The sequence below is a fragment of the Paenibacillus sp. TAB_01 genome, from assembly GCF_043945595.1.
Lineage (GTDB): Bacteria > Bacillota > Bacilli > Paenibacillales > NBRC-103111 > Paenibacillus_S.
This window is the reverse complement of the sequence record NZ_JBIFNP010000002.1, coordinates 300,866-319,748: the sequence shown is the minus strand read 5'-3', so window position 1 is coordinate 319,748 and position 18,883 is coordinate 300,866. Positions and strand designations below refer to the sequence as shown.

12 protein-coding genes and 1 pseudogene are annotated in these 18,883 nt (G+C 56.1%); 10 read left to right on the top strand and 3 right to left on the bottom strand.

What is annotated here, in order from left to right:
* The first annotated feature begins 187 nt into the window (after positions 1-187).
* On the top strand, positions 188-5,779 hold the full coding sequence (locus tag ACHHV8_RS34830; RefSeq protein WP_395164026.1) for a glycerophosphodiester phosphodiesterase family protein: 5,592 nt from the start codon (positions 188-190) through the stop codon (positions 5,777-5,779).
* A 148-nt stretch (positions 5,780-5,927) separates the two neighbouring features.
* Here ACHHV8_RS34830 and ACHHV8_RS34825 read toward each other — a convergent pair whose 3' ends face one another.
* Positions 5,928-6,320, bottom strand: a complete 393-nt coding sequence (locus ACHHV8_RS34825) for a DUF2500 domain-containing protein (RefSeq protein WP_395164025.1) — start codon at positions 6,318-6,320, stop codon at positions 5,928-5,930.
* 374 nt (positions 6,321-6,694) lie between these two features.
* Between ACHHV8_RS34825 and ACHHV8_RS34820 the strand changes: the two genes are divergently transcribed.
* The 9 genes and pseudogenes from ACHHV8_RS34820 to pdxA all read left to right on the top strand — a co-directional run bounded on the left by ACHHV8_RS34820 (position 6,695) and on the right by pdxA (position 17,610).
* A complete protein-coding gene (locus ACHHV8_RS34820; RefSeq protein ID WP_395164024.1) occupies positions 6,695-7,489 on the top strand; it encodes an HAD-IIA family hydrolase in 795 nt (264 codons plus the stop codon).
* Positions 7,490-7,637: 148 nt separating this feature from the next.
* Positions 7,638-8,977 (top strand): annotated as a pseudogene (locus tag ACHHV8_RS34815) (ABC transporter substrate-binding protein).
* A 156-nt stretch (positions 8,978-9,133) separates the two neighbouring features.
* On the top strand, positions 9,134-10,027 hold the full coding sequence (locus ACHHV8_RS34810; RefSeq protein ID WP_395164023.1) for a carbohydrate ABC transporter permease: 894 nt from the start codon (positions 9,134-9,136) through the stop codon (positions 10,025-10,027).
* A 21-nt stretch (positions 10,028-10,048) separates the two neighbouring features.
* Positions 10,049-10,867, top strand: coding sequence for a carbohydrate ABC transporter permease (locus ACHHV8_RS34805; RefSeq protein WP_395164022.1), 819 nt, complete (start codon positions 10,049-10,051; stop codon positions 10,865-10,867).
* Positions 10,868-11,148: 281 nt separating this feature from the next.
* Positions 11,149-11,919, top strand: a complete 771-nt coding sequence (locus tag ACHHV8_RS34800) for a class I SAM-dependent methyltransferase (protein WP_395164021.1) — start codon at positions 11,149-11,151, stop codon at positions 11,917-11,919.
* 407 nt (positions 11,920-12,326) lie between these two features.
* On the top strand, positions 12,327-14,165 hold the full coding sequence (locus tag ACHHV8_RS34795) for a sigma-54-dependent Fis family transcriptional regulator (RefSeq protein WP_395164020.1): 1,839 nt from the start codon (positions 12,327-12,329) through the stop codon (positions 14,163-14,165).
* Between the two features lie 108 nt (positions 14,166-14,273).
* The gene (locus ACHHV8_RS34790) at positions 14,274-15,230 is read left to right on the top strand and encodes a 2-keto-3-deoxygluconate permease (protein ID WP_395164019.1); all 957 of its coding nucleotides are present in this window, start codon (positions 14,274-14,276) and stop codon (positions 15,228-15,230) included.
* A 78-nt stretch (positions 15,231-15,308) separates the two neighbouring features.
* Positions 15,309-16,625: a four-carbon acid sugar kinase family protein gene (locus ACHHV8_RS34785; RefSeq protein ID WP_395164018.1), complete on the top strand. Its 1,317-nt coding sequence runs from the start codon at positions 15,309-15,311 to the stop codon at positions 16,623-16,625.
* The gene (gene pdxA / locus ACHHV8_RS34780; protein WP_395164017.1) at positions 16,618-17,610 is read left to right on the top strand and encodes a 4-hydroxythreonine-4-phosphate dehydrogenase PdxA; all 993 of its coding nucleotides are present in this window, start codon (positions 16,618-16,620) and stop codon (positions 17,608-17,610) included. The genes ACHHV8_RS34785 and pdxA overlap by 8 nt, the downstream gene beginning before the upstream one ends.
* A 344-nt stretch (positions 17,611-17,954) precedes the next feature.
* Here pdxA and ACHHV8_RS34775 read toward each other — a convergent pair whose 3' ends face one another.
* Positions 17,955-18,536 carry a hypothetical protein gene (locus ACHHV8_RS34775; RefSeq protein WP_395164016.1) on the bottom strand — a complete coding sequence of 194 codons (582 nt, stop codon included), beginning with the start codon at positions 18,534-18,536 and terminating at the stop codon, positions 17,955-17,957.
* A gap of 148 nt (positions 18,537-18,684) precedes the next feature.
* Positions 18,685-18,855: a hypothetical protein gene (locus tag ACHHV8_RS34770; protein ID WP_395164015.1), complete on the bottom strand. Its 171-nt coding sequence runs from the start codon at positions 18,853-18,855 to the stop codon at positions 18,685-18,687.
* Positions 18,856-18,883: the final 28 nt, after the last annotated feature.

Genomic DNA, 18,883 nt, shown 5'->3' with positions numbered 1-18,883 from the left:
GAGGAGAAAACCCTTTTATGCAGCAAATGGAGAGCCCTATGGGGCGCGTATTTCCGTTTGATGGATAGAGGGTTTTTTTGCGTTGTGTTCAGAGGATGGGGGTGACGAGGCTTCGGGAGGATGCTTTTGCAAGCAGCGGAAATGGCTTCAGCCTGTTTTAACATTGAGAAGAGAGGACTGAAAAACGTTGAGGAAAAAATCTGCGAAGGCGCTGCGCTTGGTTACGGCAGCGGCATTGATCTGCGGGCTGCTTCAGCCGGTAGCGGCACTGCCCCGAACGTATGCGGCCGATGAGAGGAAATCGTTGGACGTCCGCAAGACGTTAACGGCTCCGGTGATCGACGGCCGATTGGATGAAAGCCTATGGAGATTGGACCAGCCGCTAACCGCTCAGGTCGGTCAGGGCGCTTTTGAGGAATCGAAATTCGGCCTGCTGTGGGACAATCAGTACCTGTATATCGGCGTCAAGGCGGACGATAAGAATTTGATACATAATGGATCCGGCAGCTGGTTCGAGCAGGATAACATGAACGTCTTCCTCGATCCGACCCTGCACCAATCTTCTCCGTTCCTGAATGACGACTTGCAGGCAGGCTTTGTGTATCAGCCGGATTCGAGCACGCCGGAATTTCATTTCGGCGCGGCGTTGAACGGGCACAGCGGCAAGGACGAGAAAAAAATATTGCGGGCGATCAGCCGGACAGCTTCGGGATGGGCTGCGGAAGTGGCGATTCCTTGGGATATGCTGAATTTCGATCCGAATTTGCAGAAGCAGCTGGGCATGGAGCTCGGGCTGACGAACCGGTACGGCGCGGATCCTGCGGAGCAGCGGTCAAGCTACTGGAGCGCCTATCATTCCTCCTCCTTCTGGAACGATACAGCGGGGTACGGCGTGCTGAATCTGACCGATGCGAATCCTGTCGCCGGAAGCGTCAGCCCCGTGCTGCTGGAGGAAAACTTCGACGGGGTAGCCGCAGGCCAGCTGCCGGCTAACTGGATTTCCGACGTCAATGCGGGAAGCCCGCCGTTTACCGTCGTTCAAGATACGTACGGCAACGGGAGAATGGTCTTTGATGGCAGTGCCTCCGGGAAGCAGGGCCGGGCTGCGGCGCCGGTGCAGTGGGACAACTATGTGATCGAAGCGGATATGCGTTTCGAGAAGGTGCTCGACGACGCCCGATGGGCATCGATCATGTTCCGTATGCCTGCCAACGGCAAAAATCCGTACGATCAAATGGCGATCCGGCGCAATGGCAGCTTTGAGCTGGCTTACCGGAAGCCGGACAACAACTGGGCTTCGCCGACACCGGTAACCGGAACATGGAAGAAGCTGGACCTGAACGCGGATTATTCCTTGAAGGTCCGGGTGTTCGATAACAATGTGAAAGAGTATATCAAAGCCAAGGACGATGCGAATTATACGCTTCTGATGGATAAGAGCTTCACCTCCAATCTGCTGGAGCGGGGAAAGGTAGGCCTGCAGGCCGATCAGAACAAGGTGTCCTTCGACAATCTGAAGGTGACGCGGATTACCGCTGACCGGCTCGACCTTACTGCGCCTGACACGCTGGAAGCATTGAGCGGGGGAGCTAGCGTTACAAGCAGCGTCTATTATTCCGACGGGATAACCGAATCGCCGGGAGCGGAACGCATAAAGCTGTATTCGGCCGATGAGAGCATCATTAAAATTGTGAACCGTGAGCTGGTTCCGCTCAAGCCGGGCAAGGTGAAGATTAAAGCCGTCTACGCGAATGCGGAAGCGACGCAGGAAATCACGGTAACCCCTTCTCTTACAGGGGTGAAGACGGTTGGCTTGAAGCATGACGATGGTTATTTGCTCGCCGTAACCAACGAAGCACTTGATCTGAGCAAGGTCACGCTTCAGGCGGATTTCAACGATTTGACCACCGGGACGGTGAGCGGCGATCAGGTGAGCTGGACTTCCGACAGCCCGGATGCCGTTGCAGCCGGCGGACAGCTTACCGTGAGCCGAAAAGGAATCTATACGCTCACGGGCACGAAGGACAGTGCGTCCATTACGCTTGCGGTCGTGGCCAAAGACGCAGCTGATGCGGAATATGTGCTTTATGAAGAAAATTTTGATGCCGTGCCGGACGGCACGCTGCCTGCGGGCTGGACGAGGAAGCAGGGGACGACTCCGGCTGCGGCGGCCGTGAAGTCCGGCGTCTTCGAGATGAACGCGCTGGCGTCGCCGGATAATCCTTCCCGCGTGCTGCTGCCTTCCTACCTCGGATTGTTCGGCAATTACAAAATCGAGGCGGACGTGACTCATCTGCAGGCGAATAATACGGCGAGATGGCATTCCCTCATGTATCGTATCCAGAACCACGACTATCCTTATTACCAAATGGCCGTAAGGCAGGATGCGACAGCTGTCAACGGGATCGAATTTGCAGAGCGGACGCCGGCCAATGCTTGGAACGTAATCGACCGCGGCTCGAATTCCGAAGCTATCGATCCTGCCAAAATGTATCATTATACGGTGAAGGCTTATGGCAACCGGGTTCAAGAATCCGTTAATAACAAAATCACGGTCGATACGGATGCGGCGACGGCCTATGCGAAAGGAGAAATCGGACTGCAGGCGGACGGCAGTAAAATGAGGCTGGACAACCTGCGCGTGACGCTGCAGCTGGGCCCGCTGCCTCCGGTGCCTAATGGGCGTTTCGCTGACGTAACGGAGCCTGATACGAAAATCGCGATGGCGGCTTCGGTCGTGACCGGCATTCGCAGCGCGGACGACCTGGCGAAGCTGAGCCAGCCTGCGCTTCCGTCCACTGCCATTGTTTATGTGAACAGCGGGCTAAAGGTCACCGATCCGTCCGGCCAAACCGAGATCGCGAGCCTGGACACACTGCTTGGATCCATTGAGGGACGGATTATCCCTGCTTTCTATGTGAAAGACGAAGCGGCGGTAGACGCCTTGACGGCCTTTTTGAAAGACAACGGCTGGGAGGATGCGGACGTTATCTCGGATAACGGAGAGCTGATCAAGCGCGCCAGAGCCGCTTATCCGAGCCTTCGCGGCATTATGGATTTCAGCGCCGCTGAAATCGTATCGCAGGACCAACTGCTGGACATTCGCGGCAGGACGGCGGCAAGTCAAGCGAGAATTGCGCTGCTGCCGCAAAGCGCTGCCTCGAGGGAAAACGTCGCCTATCTGCAGCAGCGGATGACGACGGTATGGGCTAAGTCGGAGGCAACCGGCAATTCCTCCGTTCCGATGCATCGGCTGATCACATCGGGCGTCAATGGGATCGTGGCGGATTCGCCGGCCGCGGTGTGGGATGCGCTGAAGGTATATTCCAATCAAACAACGCTGATTCGGAAACCGTTCATTATCGGACACCGCGGGATGCCTGCGACTTCTCCGGAGAATACGATTGAAAGCAACGAGGAAGGCTTGAAAGCCGGAGCCGAGTTTATTGAGAACGATATGTACCTTTCCAAGGACGGACACATTGTCATTCTCCATGACGGATCGCTGGAGCGTACAACGAACGGAACGGGCGATATCGAAAATTATACATTAGCCGAGCTGAAGCGGCTCAATGCCAACAAGACGCATCCGGACGGCTACCCGGATGTGAAAATTCCTACGATGGACGAGCAGATCGAGCTCGCCGAGAAGTACGGAGCCATGGTGATGGCGGAGATCAAGACAGCCACGCCGGAGGCTGTAGACGCTTATGTCCAGCTGTTGAAGGACAAGCATGCCGAAGGGATCGTCAATACGATGTCGTTCGATTCCAATCAGCTGAAGCGAATGGCGGGGCTGATGCCGGAAATGCCGCTCGGCCTGCTGGCCAGCGGGTATGCGAATGAAGCGAATGTGAAGAAGTCGCTGCGCGAGACGTTAAAGGCGCTGCAGGGATTGAATGCTTCGTACAATGCGGGCTATAACGAAATTGGCCCCAAATTTATGGAGGCCTCGAAGCATCGCGGTCTTGTCATCTCACCGTGGACATTGAACGCGAAAAATGATTTTATTCAATTTATGAAAATGGGTGCTTTCGGCATCACGACGGACTATTCCTACTATGCATCCGATTGGGCGGCTTCCATTCGTCCCGGGAAGGAACAGTATGAGCTGTCCGCAGACGGAAGCGCTGATCTGACTGCAATCGTCAAGTCGTATAAGGGAACGGAAACGGCTGTAGAGCCGGCCGTAATTTTGCTGGACGGCCAGGATAGCGTGGAAGTGAGCGGGGCCAAGATAGCGGCCAAAAAACCGGGCACGGCGCATGCGCTGCTCAGATACACGGCATCGTTCGACGCTAGCAATCCTTACGATATTTATACGCAGCCGATTTCCATTGAAGTAAAAGGCACGGATAGCGGCAATGGAGGAGATAACGGCGGCGGCGGAGGCAATGGAGGAGATAACGGCGGTGACGGAGGCAATGGAGGAAATAACGGCGGCGACGGAGGCAATGGAGGAAATAACGGCGGCGACGGAGGCAATGGAGGAAATAACGGAGGCAATGGAGGAAATAACGGCGGCGGAGGTACCGTTGGCGGCCATAACAACCATAGCCATGGCGGCGGCGCAGCGCCGGCAGAGACACCGGAACCGGCTCCGGCGGCCGAAATCATCGCAGCGAGCGACGGCGCAGCAGGGGCCGATGAGCTGAAGCAATCCTTCAGCACATACGATAAGGTTCATGTGCATTTTGCGGGCGAAACAGTGGAGCTGGCCGCAGCGGGTCTTGCGGACGCCACTCAAGCGAGCGGTAAGAGCTTGTCCGTCTCCAATGGACAAGCTGCCTATACAATGCCGCTGTCTGCATTGAAGCTGGATGCTATATCCAAGCAGCTGGGGGCCGGACTGGAGGATATCTCAATCCGCTTTACGCTGCAGAAGCCGAGCGGAGCCGATGCCGAGGCTATACAGCAGTTGGTTGCGGCAGCCGGAGGCAAGGCGTTGTCCGACGCGGTTCGCTTTGAAGTGGCAGCTGTAGCTAAGTCGGGGCAATCCGCCGCGATAATCGTAGATGCGAACGCAGCGGCCAGGGAAATCAAGCTGGGAACGGCTGTAGATCCGGATAAGGTAACGGCTGTTCAGCTGGTTGCCGGAACGAACCAGCTGCGCTTTGTTCCTGCCGTCTTTACGGTAAAGGACGGCGGTACGACGGCCGCCTTGAAAGATGGCGGCGGCAGCGGCTTCATTATGATCGTAGTGAATCATAAGACCTTCTCCGATCTGGAAGATCATTGGGCTCAAGCGGATGTCGAGCTGCTGGCCAACAAGCTGGTTGTGGACGGCGTCGATGCGGGACGGTTTGACGCAGACCGCAGCATTACCCGCGCCGAATTCGCGGCGCTGCTTGTCCGGGCGCTGGGCCTGATGCCTGCCGCAGACACATCCCAAGGCTTTAGCGACGTGAGCGCTGGCAGCTGGTACGCCGAAGCTGTAGCGACGGCGGCCAAAGCAGGCTTGCTCGGGGGCTACGAGGACGGCACTTTCCGTCCGGGCCGGGAGATTACGCGTGAGGAGCAGGCTGCGATGATGGTCCGGACGATGAGCTTCGCAGGTATCCATACAGGAAACACTTCAGCGAAGACGGACGAGAGCCTGGCCTCCTTTAAGGATGCCGACCGGATCGTTTGGGCCCAAGCCGAGATAGCGGCAGCGCTTCAAGCCGGGCTGCTGAACGGCATGACGACCGATACGCTGGAGCCGGGCAGCCATGCAACCCGCGCCCAGTCAGCCGTGCTGCTGAAGCGGTTCTTGAGCAAAGCCGGCTATATTAACTGAATGGAGTATTAGATTGTTGCTGACTTTAAAATGGAAGTGAGTCAGCTGGCTTTAGCAGAACCAGTTACAGCAAGACTCTACAGCTGTAAATGAAGAACGGCCCGAACTGCATCAGGTTCGGGCCGATTTTTTTGCGTATGGCAGCAGTTCAGGCATTATCCGGTTGACGTTGAAAGTCGACGATCCAGTCGCCCTGGGTGGCCGCGTAGCCGGTGTCTCCTTCTACGACGAGCCCGTACAAGCGTTTGACATCGAGAAATTCCCGCCGGGAGCCATCGTCGAATTCCAGTGTGATGTAGTAGTAGGTCCGTGAGGAGCTTGTAGAAGGAAAAGCAGTGTTATCCTGGTTGGCATGATTCCTTACATCCATCCGTTTGGCGACAACCTTGGCATAGGCTGAATCGCGGGGCGCCCCCGCATTTTTGAAGTAACGATATACGTTCCAGGCGATACCTGCAATAACCAGGATAAAGATGATACTGATGAAAACCGGTACGATCGAGAACATAAGGGGAAATCCGCCGCCGAAGGAGACGTCCATCGCAGGCTCCCTCCTTTCCTTTTCTTTGGATCCCCTCTATTTTACCATTTCAAGGCCAAATTGGCAGGAGGCCAATGAAAAAGTCATCGCTACGAGTACCGAACATTCTTCCGATCGCGGTTTTCCCTCCGCAAGCTTTTCAAATTCCTTGGAAATATTCGTTACTTTACAAAATCTTCATCCCGGTTTGACTGTGGGATAACAGAAGGCCGCTATACTAAAGCAGAAGTCAAAAAGAACATGCAAGGGTATGAGACGTGGAGAAAACCCTTTTATGCATTTCGGTGAGACGAGCTGGCCTGATTCGGGGCTGGGCGTTACCGGATGGATAAAGGGTTTTTTTGTGTTTTCTACGGAAGGGAGCTGCGCAGAGATTGCCGGTTGCGAAGGAATTTGACGGGTATTTTTTTGATTTGGACGGTACGATTTTGCTTGGTGAGCAGCTGCTTCCCGGTGTTTTGAAAACATTGGAGGCGCTCCGCCAGGCAGGCAGACAAATCGGGTTTCTGACTAATACGACGACCCGCACACGGGCTGAATGCTGCCATCGGCTGCAAAGGCTTGGTTTGGAGGCGTATGAGGAAGAAATCTTGACCGCGGCGTACACCTCGGCGCTTTATTTGCGGGAAAGGGCGGGGGCCTCGGCCGTTTTCGTCGTGGGGGAACCGGCATTGACGGAGGAACTGGAAGGACAGGGCATCCGCCATACGACAGATGCTTTGGAGGCAACCCATGTCCTGGTCGGCATGGACCAGCAATTTCACTACGGGAAGCTGCATCTGGCGATGAAGGCCGTACGCAACGGAGCAGAGCTGATCGCGGCCAATCCCGATCCGTACTGTCCGGTAGAGGGGGATATCATCCCGGATACCTGGTCGATCGTGAAAGCCATCGAGGCAGCAAGCTGCATGCGGCCGTCGGCGGTCATCGGCAAGCCGTCCCGTTATTATGGGGCGAAGGTGCTGGAGGCAAGCGGCCTGCCGGCAGGAAGGTGCCTGATGATAGGCGACCGGCTGGAGACGGATATATTGTTCGGCGTTAACAACGGTTTGAGCACCGCCTTGGTGCTGACCGGCGTCACTTCCGGCGGAGAGCTGCGGCAGTCTTCGATTCAGCCGGATTATGTGTGGGCTACGCTGAGCGAGCTTCTTACGGACTGCGAGGTCTAGGGGCGCCAGATTGGCGGGCAGGCAGCGATTTTTACCCCGGCTTCACACGGCTGTAATCACAGGTTTACACTTATCCGCTACAGTGATAACAAGCAGAGACGGGCGGGAGTTACTTAACCTCATTCAAATTTGATAAGGAGAGATGTTCATGCGTTTCATGATGAAGAAAATGATCGGACTTGCGCTTTGCTGCACGACCCTGGCGGCCTGCGGCCAAACCGGCACGGCCCCAGCCAAGACGACTGCGCCCGCAGCGGCGGCTGCGACTGCGCCGGAGACGAAGGCGGACGAGAAGGTCGAGCTGACCTTCTACTACCCGATTGCGGTGGGTGAGCTCTGACGGCTACCATCGAGCTGATGGCTCAGGAGTTTACGAAGCAGAATCCGAACATTAAGGTCAAGCCGGTCTATACAGGCAGCTACGCGGATACCGCGGTGAAGACGCAGGCGGGCGTTCAGGGCAAAACTCCGCCCGATGTGGCTGTGCTGCAGTCGACAGAGCTGTTCAGCCTGCTTGATATGAATGCGGTCATTCCGTTGGACGATTTCATCGCCAAAGAGGGCGGGGACAAATATTTATCCGATTTCTACCCGGCGTTTATGGCGAACTCCCAGACCGGCGGGAAAACCTACAGCATTCCATTCCAGCGCAGCACGATCGTGCTTTACTACAATAAGGATATGTTCAAAGCGGCGGGTCTGGATGCGGAGAAAGCTCCGCAAACCTGGGCGGAAATGAAGGATTACGCCAAAAAGCTGACGAAAAACGGCACCTGGGGGCTCGAAATTCCGGTGACCGGCTACGGCTACTGGATGCTCCAGACGTTCGCGCTGCAGAGCGACAGAAACCTGATGACCGAGGACGGCAAGAAGGTCATGTTCAACACGCCGGAGAATATCGCAGGCCTCCAATACTGGAGCGATCTGTCCCGCAAGGACAAGTCCATGCCGGAGGGCGTAACCGATTGGGGCACCGTGCCTTCCGATTTCCTGGAGGGCAAGACGGCGATGATGTACCACACGACAGGCAACCTGTCCAACGTGAAAAAGAACGCCAAATTCGATCTTGGCGTCAGCTTCCTGCCTAAAAATTCAAGCTTCGGCAGCCCGACGGGCGGCGGCAACTTTTACATCTTCAAGGATATCGATCCGAAAAAACAGGAAGCCGCATGGAAATTCGTCAAGTTTATGACCGAAACTGAGCGTGCGGCGCAGTGGAGCATCGACACGGGGTATGTGGCGGTGAAGAAATTTGCATACGACACCGAGCGGATGAAGAAATATGCGGCCGATTTCCCGGCGGCTCTGGTGGCGCGCGATCAGCTGCAGTATGCGGCGGCCGAACTGTCCACGCACAACAACGGTAAAGTGATGAAGGTACTGAACGACCAGGTTCAGGCGGTCCTGACCGGCACCGCGACGCCGGAGGAGGCGCTGAAGAAGGCGCAGGAGGAAGCGGACAAGGCGCTGGCTCCTTTTAATAAATAAAGCCTGAGGGAGCACAGCAGACTCATCAATAAGACTGCGGGTACGAGACGGGAGGGGGCGCCTGCCGCGCCCCTTTGATTTAACTCGTTGATGTTTAATGCGATGAATGGATAATCGATGGCCTTTTGGCGTGTGAAGGATGAAGGAGGTACCTCATTGGGCGCTGCAAGATGGATAAGACACTGGAGAACGAATGCTTTTGCCTGGCTGCTGCTGCTGCCTTCACTCATATTTCTGTTTCTGTTCACCTTCTATCCGGTGGCCAAAACGATCAAGCTCAGCATGTATCAAGCCGATCTGGCCGTGCCGGTGCCGGTGTTCATCGGCTGGGACAACTACACTCATCTCATGGACGATGAGGTGTTCTGGAAGGTGATGGGCAACAATTTGTGGTTTGCGCTCGGAACGGTGCCGACTTCGATAGCGCTGGCCATGCTGATGGCGGTTTTCGCCAACCGGGTGATGCGAGGAACGGGACTGCTGCGCGCTTCGTTTTTTTATCCGACCATGATTCCGATGATTGCCGTGGCGAATATTTGGCTGTTCATTTATACGCCGCAGTACGGGCTGCTGAGCCGGGCGACGAAATGGCTGGGAGCGGGTGAGCTCCCGTGGCTCGGTTCGCCGCAGCTGGTCATGTGGGCGATGATATTTATGATCATTTGGAAAGAAGCGGGCTATTTTATGATCTTTTACTTGGCCGGACTGCAAAATATCGCGCCCGATCTGTATGAATCCGCCAAGGTGGACGGTGTCGGCCGCTGGACGATTTTTCGCAGGATTACGTTTCCTTTGCTGATGCCCACGACGTTGTTTGTCATGATCGTGGCTTTGACGAATTCCTTCAAGCTTGTCGATCATCTCATGATTATGACGAAGGGCGGGCCGAATAACGCAAGCAGCCTGCTCCTGTATTACATTTACGAGACGGCCTTCAGCTTCTGGGATCAGGGGGCGGCATCAACGCTGACAGTGGTGATGATAGCGGTTCTGCTGCTGTTCGCCGCGCTGAATTTTCTCGGACTCGACAAAAAAATCCACTATCATTAATGCAGAAAGAAAGGCGATCTTATGCTGGTGCTGTTCACAAAGCTGAAACTGGGGCGCTGGTTCCTCTATCTCTTTGCGCTGCTGTGGCTGGTGCCTCTGCTGTGGGTGGCGGTGACGGCGTTTCGTCCTAAACAAATTGCCCTTTCACCGGGCTTTTCGCTGGAATTTACGCTGCAAAATTTTGCGACGGTCTGGTTCGCCGCCCCCTTCTCACAGTATTATTTCAACACAGTCATTATTGTTATCTGCGTCTTCGGCGTTCAGATGGTGACGGCCACGATGGCGGCCTTCGCTTTTGCCAGGGTGGGCTTCGCCGGGAAGCCCATCGTGCTGTTGTTATTTCTCGTACAGATGATGGTTCCGGCCGATGTGCTGATTTTCCCTAATTATATGGTGCTGAAGGAGCTGGAGCTGCTCGATACGAAACTTGGCATTATGCTGCCCTACTTCGCATCCGCCTTCGGTATTTTCCTGCTGCGCCAGATGTTCATGACCATTCCGCCGGAGCTGGACGAAGCCGCTGCGATGGAGGGCTGCTCCAAATGGAGTATCCTGTGGCGGATTTATTTCCCGCTGGCGCGCCCGTCCTATATCGCCTTCGGACTCGTATCGGTCAGCTATCAATGGAACAATTTCGTCTGGCCGCTGATTGTCACCAATTCGGTGGAAAACCGTCCGCTGACGGTAGGATTGGCTATTTTCGCCCAATCGTATGAGATCGGAGCCCAATGGACGGAAGTGAGCGCCGCTACGCTGCTCGTGATTGCGCCGCTGATGGCCGGCTTCCTGCTGTTCCAGCGCCAGTTTATGAACAGCTTCATCCATTCCGGCATTAAATAAATGAACGCAAACTGGGCACGGGGAGCGGGCCGGCACCTTGCTAAAATTTGTAACACAAATGAAATGTGTTTTTCATCTTGTCTTAATGATACAGGCCTATAATAATAGTCGACCCCCTTTTTTAATATATAAAATTTTGGACCTGCAGCCCGTTGCCGCAGGTCCCTTTTTTTGCAATGAGACCTATTTACAAATGGGAAGGAAAGCGGTATCCTGAATTTGTAATTTCATTAAATAAAATATTGTTTCATTTAATGAAACTAATAATGGAGGCGAGAGCGATGGATTTGAAGGAGCAGGTCAGGCTGCAGTTCGGGGCCAATGCATCGAGCTATGTAGACAGCCCGCTGCATGCGAAGGGAGACGATCTTCAGCTGCTGAAGGCTTGGGTTCAACAGGAACAGCCGGCCGCCGCGCTGGATATTGCAACGGGGGGCGGTCATGCCTCGCTAGTATTGGCGGAGCATGCAGGCGAGCTGACGGCGCTCGACCTTACGCCGGAAATGCTGGAGGCGGCGGAAGGGCTGCTGAGCAGCCGTGGCCGCACGAACGTCCGCTACGTGCAGGGTGACGCGGAAGCGTTGAGCTTCGCTGACGGGGCGTTCGATATGGTCGCCTGCCGGGTGGCGGCGCATCATTTTCCGAACCCGGACGCCTTCGTCCGGGAATCGGCACGGGTGCTGAAGGCCGGAGGCAGCTTCCTGCTGCTGGATAACGTCGCTCCCGAGGCCGATGAGCCGGATGCTCTGTACAACGAAATCGAAAAGCGCAGAGACCCGAGCCATTACCGCGCATGGAAGAAAACCGAGTGGATTCGGCGGATAGAGCTGGCCGGCATGAAGGTGGACCAGCTGGTGCAGACACGCAAAACCTTCCTGTTCGATTCGTGGTGCGTTCGGATGAGTGTACCCGATGCGGTCCGGCAGGAGCTGGAGGCTTTTATGCTGGGATGGCCGCAGCCGCTGCGCGTGCAGCTTAGCGTCGTGGCGGAGCAGGGGCGCATCGTGAGCTTTCAGGGAGATTATATGATGCTGAAGGCGCGTAAGCTGTAAATAATTAAGAGCATTAATAATAAATACGGATTAATAAGTTTGAATAAGATGTTTGGAAAGAAAGCCTGGCGGGATGGAAGTCCCGTCAGGTTTTTTTGACATGATAAAATTTATATGATTTCGGGGTCCACGCAAAGTACCTGAGTCCGCCTCGAAGCATAAGCTCCACTTTGTGGGGTTATTTTAGTGCAAAGAAGACGTAGGAAGCTGCTATCCTCCGGCAAGCCTACAGCCGATGCAGGAGGCGGATAAAGCACGTGCGGCAGACAGGAGTCCTTGCTGAATAAATATCGTTGTATTAACGAACAATAGACGGGGTATTTTTTAGTTCTATCGGCGTATTTCCCAATTCAATGGTGTATACTGGATAAAAGTGATCTATTTTGCAACAGTCTTGGAGGACACCTATGAATATTCGTGTATTGGCTATAGCGCCGTATCCCGGCTTAAAGGATGTGCTGCTTGAAGCTGCGGGCGATGAGCCGGCCATTCAGATGGATGTGGAGGTAGCCGACCTGCATGAAGCGGTTCCGCTTGTTCAGCATGCGGAGCAGAGAGGCTATGACATCATTGTCAGCCGGGGCGGTACGGCTACGCTCATTCGAGAGCATGCCAAGATTCCGGTCGTGGATATCCCGGTATCCGGGTATGATATATTAAGAGTTTTGACGCTGGCGAAAAACACCCATGCCAAAGTCGCGATCATCGGCTTTCCGTCGATCTGCCGCGGGGTTGCCGAAGTATCCAGCCTGCTGGATATGGCGATTCCTTCCTATGCGGTGGAGCGGGAAGCGGACGTCGCCCATGCGCTGCAGCAGGCGTTTCAGTCGGACGTTCAGGTCGTGCTCGGAGATATGGTGACGATCCGGACGGCGCAGTCCATGGGCCACCGGGGAATCTTGGTCACCTCCGGGCGGGAATCGGTTTCGGATACGCTCGGCGAAGTCCGCCGGGTGTACGAGGTGTACCGCAGGGGACAAGAAAAAATGAGATTTTACCGGCGTCTTCTCGATGCCGATACCCGGGGGATCGTCGCGCTGGATGAGACGCGGCGAATTGCCTATGTGAACCAGGCGGCCTGCCGGATGCTGAGGCAGAGCGCCGATATGCTGCAGGGGAATAACCTTGTGGTGATTTCCCCGGCTTTGGCGAATACGATCAAGCAGGCCGGCGAGAGCAAACAGCTGTCCGATTCAGAGCATTATATCCATTTGTTCGACGAGCAGTACAAGGTCAGCATCTTGATGCAGGAAACGGATGAGGGGCCGAGTTATCTCGTTTATCTCGAATCGCTGGAATCCCGGCGCAGCAAGCGGCGGTTCGAGGCTTATATTCCATCCCGGCTGGCTACGTTCGCCCAACTGGCGGGCGTAAGCCCGACGCTGCAAAAAACGGTCAGCCGCGCCAAAAAATTCGCGGAATCCGACCGGCATATCTGGATTTCGGGGGAGCGGGGAAGCGGCAAATTTATGTTCGCCCAAGCCATTCATTCCTCCAGCCGCCGGCAGGAGGAAGGCTTCTATATGATTTCGTGCGACGAAATCGCCGATGAGGAAATGAACCGGCTTGTGTTCGGCACCGCGCGGGCGCCGGGACTGATGCAGGGCGGTTACGCCGGGACGCTGTGCCTGAACCGGGCGGACCGGCTGTCCCAGGCTGCGCAGGAGAGTGTGCTGCAGCTTATCCGCAACAACCGGAATTTCCGGTTTATCGCGTCTTCTTCCACCGCGATGACGAAGCTGGCGCAGCGCGGCGACTACAGCCAGGAGCTGATTTATGCGGTAGGGGAGTTACATCTGGCGGTTCCGCCGCTGCGCGAGCATCTGGAGGATCTGGAGCCGATGATCGGACAGCTGATCGCCGAGTACAATTCCCAATCCGGCAAGCAGATCGTAGGCATGCGGGATGCCGTGCTGGAGCGGCTGACCCATTACGACTGGCCGGGCAATCTGCCCGAATTCGAAGGCTTGATTCAGGAAATGCTGCTGATGACCAAAGGGCATTATACCGAGTGGGAAGAAGTGAATGAAGTATGGGAACGGCTGGTTCAGCATCCCGGCGCCCACAATACGGCCTCGTATGCGCAGATTGATCTGAGCGGAACCTATGAGGAGATCGAGGAACGGATCTTGCGCCAGGTGCTGCAGGAAGAAGGCATGAACCAATCCAAAACCTGTAAACGGCTCGGCATCAACCGGTCAACTTTGTGGCGAAAAATGAACAAAATGTTTAAAAAAGAAACATAATTTAAGTTGAGACTCGACGGGACCCTTGTTACAATGAATGGGCAAGGCTTGCAAAGTTTTAAATTGTTGCATAATTAAACAAATACAAAACATCATGGAGGGCTTCTTGTGAAAATCAAAGCGACAATTGAACGGATTCCCGGCGGGATGATGATCGTTCCTTTGCTTCTGGGCGCCATTGTTAACACGCTTTTTCCGTCGATTCCCAAAACGTTCGGTTCGTTTACCGGTGCGTTAATGACCGGCTCGCTGCCGATTCTGGCTGTGTTTTATGTATGTATGGGTTCCACCATTGACTTTAAAGCAACCCCTTACATTGTGAAAAAAGGCGGTACGCTGCTTCTGACGAAAGTGCTGACAGCGGTTATCGTAGGCTTAATTGCCGCCAAGTTCCTCGGTGAGGGCATGATTGAAAGCGGATTATTCGCCGGTTTGTCTGTCGTGGCGATCGTTGCGGCGATGAACGATACGAACGGCGGTTTGTATATGGCCCTGATGGGGCAGTTCGGTAAAAAAGAGGATGTCGGCGCTTACTCGATCATGTGTCTGGAATCAGGTCCGTTCCTCAGTATGATTACGCTCGGCGTGGCCGGCTTGGCTGCATTTCCTTGGCAGACGCTGGTCGGCGCTATCCTGCCGCTGGTTGTCGGCATGATTCTCGGCAACCTGGATAAGGATTTGCGCGAGTTCTTCAGCAAAGCGGTACCGGTGATGGTTCCTTTCTTCTCGTTTGCGCTTGGAGCCGGTTTGAACTTGCAGAACGTATGGCAGGCCGGCGCGCTCGGCGTCCTGCTCGGCATCGGGGTTGTTGTCATCACCGGATGTACGCTGCTTATTACGGACCGCCTGACCGGCGGGAACGGCATTGCCGGACTGTCCGCGGCGTCTACGGCGGGCAATGCGGCGGGCGTTCCTGCAGCGGTAGCGGCTGCAAATGCGGCCTATGCTCCGGTCGTACCGACGGCAACGGCGCTTGTCGCCTCCTGCGTTATCGTGACGGCGATTCTCGTGCCGATTGTAACGGCATGGTGGGCGAAGCGCATCGGCGTAACGGCCAAGCGTTAACAGCAGCCCGAATGAAGCATGTCCTGACAGGCAAGTCGGGACATGCTGTTATTTTTCAAGTTGAGGGAGGGAAACGGATTGCTGCGGTTGGCGATTATTGCGGATGATTTGACTGGAGCTTCCGATTCGGGAGTTCAAGTGGCAAGAAAAGGGCTTCCCGCGCAGGTCGTTTTTGACTGGAGCGGCTTGACGGAAGCGTCTTTCTCGGATGAAACGTTGGTTATTGATACGGACAGCAGATCGGTTCCTAGGGAACAGGCTTACCGGCGCGTCCGGGATGCGGCCGCTGCCTTAAAGGCAACAGGCTGCCGTTATATATATAAAAAGATGGATTCCACACTGCGCGGCAACCTTGGACAGGAACTCGACGCAGTTCTGGACGTTTACGGCTTCGAGGGAGCGATTGTCGTGCCCGCTTTTCCGAGAATCGGAAGAACGACCGTAGACGGCATACATTATTTGAACGGGGTGCCGATCCATGAAACGGAGATCGGCAGGGACCCGAAAACGCCGGTGCCCGAGGCGGACATCAGCAAGCTGCTGGCGGGGCAGTCCAAGCGGACTGCCGTGAGCGTTTCGCTGGCGGCCGTTCGCGGGAGCATGGCGGCTTTGGAGGAAGGGATCCGGCAAAGCCTTGCGGCGGGAGCCGAGCTGGTCGTGCTGGATGCCGAGACGGACGAGGACGTTCGGTTGATCGCCGAGCTGCTGCCAAAGTACAAGGAGCGGTATCTGTGGGCAGGCTCCGCAGGCTTGGCCGAGTATTTGCTTGCCGTCGCTGAGGAGCAATCGGCACAGGAGCAGGGGCAGCCTTCAGGCCTCGTGTCTGGCAAAGCGCCGGTCATGCTGGTGGCCGGCAGCATTTCGCGGGTAACGCGCGCACAGGTGCAGAAGGTGAACGAGCAGCAGGGAATCGCCTGTGTCGAACTGAATCCGCTGGCGCTGTTAAGCTCGCCGGATCAGTCCAATCAAGAGAAGAAGCGCTGCAGTACCCTGCTGGCGGAGGCGCTGCGTGCCGGTTCGGACGTGTCCTTCTATGCAGGATCGTCTCCGGAGCAGGTGCGGCAGGCGCAGGAGCTTGGAGCAAGCGTCGGGCTCGATGCTTCCAGCGTATCCAACGCGATCGCGGATGCGCTCGGCGAGGTAGCGGCGAAGCTCAGCACGGGGCATGCCTTGAGGGGCATGGTGCTGACCGGAGGCGATACGGCGAAGGCCGTGTGCCGCCATTTGGACGTTCGGGGGATTCAGCTTATGGCTGAGCTGGAGCCGGGCATTCCGCTCGGGAGGATGATCGGAGCAGGCAACCTGCCTGTAGTGACCAAAGCGGGAGCCTTCGGCAATACGGAATCATTATTACATGCAATGCGCATATTGAAGGGAGAGCAAGAACATGAGTAAACCGATTATTGGCATTACGATGGGTGACGGCGCAGGGGTAGGGCCCGAAATTATTATGAAGGCGCTGGACGATGCGGCAATGTATGAGCAAAGCCGGCCTTTCGTCATCGGAGACGCAAAGCTGCTGGAGAGAGCGGCGAAAATCGTCGGCGATAAGCTGCAGGTAAGAAGCATTGCATCGGTGAAGGAAGCCAAGTTCGAGCACGGTGTTGTGGACTGTCTGGATTTGAATCTGCTGCCGGCGGATCTTCCGTTCGGAGCTGTCAGTGCGGAGGCGGGCCATGCCGCTTTTATGTATTTGAAGCAGGCTATCGAGCTGGCCAACCAAGGGGCGATTGACGCGATCTGCACGGCTCCTCTGAATAAAGAGGCGCTTCACAAGGGCGGCCATATTTACCCGGGCCATACGGAAATTTTGGCGGAGCTGACCGGCACGAAAGATTATTCCATGATGCTGTCCGCGCCTAAGCTGAAGGTCATTCACGTCACGACGCATGTCGGCATCATCGACGCCGTGAAGCAGATTAACCCGGACCGGGTATATAAGGTAATCCGCCTGGCTCACGAAACGCTGCAAAAAGCGGGCTACGCCGCTCCGAAAATTGCGGTATGCGGCATCAATCCGCATGCGGGCGAGAACGGCCTGTTCGGCTACGGCGAAGAGGAAGAGAAAGTCATTCCAGGCGTTCAGCGCGCCCAAGCCGAAGGCATTCAAGCGGTCGGCCCGCTGCCTGCAGATACCTTGTTCTTCCGCGCTACGCGGGGCGACTTTGACATCGTAGTCGCGATGTATCACGACCAGGGCCACGGGCCGATCAAGGTGCTGGGCCTGGAAGCCGGCGTGAATATCACCGTAGGCTTGCCGATCATCCGCACCAGTGTAGACCACGGTACGGCTTTCGACATCGCCGGCAAAGGGATTGCCGACGAGCAGAGCATGAAGGAAGCGCTGCGTCAGGCGATCGAGCTGGCGCCGAAGCGCTAAGTCTTAAGCCGCTAGGACCGCCGTGAGCAGGCCGGCCTCCGTACCCGCGGGTTCGACGATCGGCCGCTGCGAAGTGCTGCAACGCGCGCTTGGGATTTGAGCGCGCGGGGCATCGAACGAGAAAGCCGGTTTCCGGCGAGTAAGTTAAAGCGATCAGGCATGCATGGATGATAGAGCATGCATGTACGGGTAGAGCATAAACAGGAGGCGCGGAAGGCTTCGTTCGACGGGCCTTCGCCCCTAAACCGTAAACGCGCGTCTGTCACGCAGAGCGCTGCCATACGCAAGAAAAGCCGCTGTCCCTAGGGATGGCGGCTTTTCTTGCGTTTAATGAGAGGTATAGATTATTGCGAGACTGCGTCGGCGCGCTCCGGAACGGGCACGGGTCTGGATGGTTCAGCGGGGGAAACCGCTTGGGGCGCGGTTCTGGCAGAGCGTTCGGCGGCCGCTTGAGCGGCTGCAGCCCGATCAGAGGAAGGCTGGAGAGCGGAGCGCTGCTCGGGAACAGCCCGCAGCTCTGCGGCAGGCCGGGGCTCAGAGACGGCGGAACGCTCGGCGGCCGCTTGAGCTTGAGCCGCTGCGCTCTCCCGCGATGCCGCGGGCGGCGGTGTGACGTCAGACGGCGAACTGGCTTGGGCAGCGGTGGTGTCGGTCTGAGCGGAACCGGCATCCGCAGCCGTTTGCGTTTCTGCTCCGGCTGTCGTATCCTGCGTTTTCGCTTCGCCTTCCGTTGAGGAGCCTGCCGCTGTCCCCGCTGTATCTGACGTCGTCGTTGACGACTCGGAGGTCGACTGTACCCCACCACTCGCACCACTCCCTCCGCTCCCGCTGTTCGAGCTGACAGCAGAGCCGGCAGTATTGTCGCTGCAAGCGGCTAATGTTAGAGACAGGGTGAGACCTGCCAGGAGGATCATCGTTTTTTTCATAAATACATCCCTTTCCTTGGTTGTGGTTTCGCCTACTGCTTATTTATAAGGGAAGGATGTATCCGGGACGTCTCTAAGTTGTAAACAAAGTGTATCTAATCTTGAACATGCGCCTTCGAAAGGGACCCGGGCTGCTTCGCAATCCGTTTCAGCCTGACTTCAGCTCGATGATCAAGGGCGATCTCTCTGAAGGAGAGAGAACCGATGGCATCGGACGGGATTCGTACGGCTTCCAGCCGTTGATCAGTAATTTTTTGCCGTCCGGGCTCCACTCCATCTGGGCGGGATCGGCCCCTTGATAGAGAGCTTTTTCGTTCAACAGGTTGTTTCCCTGCAGCTTGGCCGCG

Coding starts and splice junctions, on each gene's coding strand:
- ACHHV8_RS34825 (WP_395164025.1), bottom strand. CDS start 6,320: ATGGACGTCTCCTTCGGCGGCGGATTTCCCCTTATGTTCTCGATCGTA.
- ACHHV8_RS34805 (WP_395164022.1), top strand. CDS start 10,049: ATGCTGGTGCTGTTCACAAAGCTGAAACTGGGGCGCTGGTTCCTCTAT.
- ACHHV8_RS34800 (WP_395164021.1), top strand. CDS start 11,149: ATGGATTTGAAGGAGCAGGTCAGGCTGCAGTTCGGGGCCAATGCATCG.
- ACHHV8_RS34795 (WP_395164020.1), top strand. CDS start 12,327: ATGAATATTCGTGTATTGGCTATAGCGCCGTATCCCGGCTTAAAGGAT.
- pdxA (WP_395164017.1), top strand. CDS start 16,618: ATGAGTAAACCGATTATTGGCATTACGATGGGTGACGGCGCAGGGGTA.
- ACHHV8_RS34775 (WP_395164016.1), bottom strand. CDS start 18,536: ATGAAAAAAACGATGATCCTCCTGGCAGGTCTCACCCTGTCTCTAACA.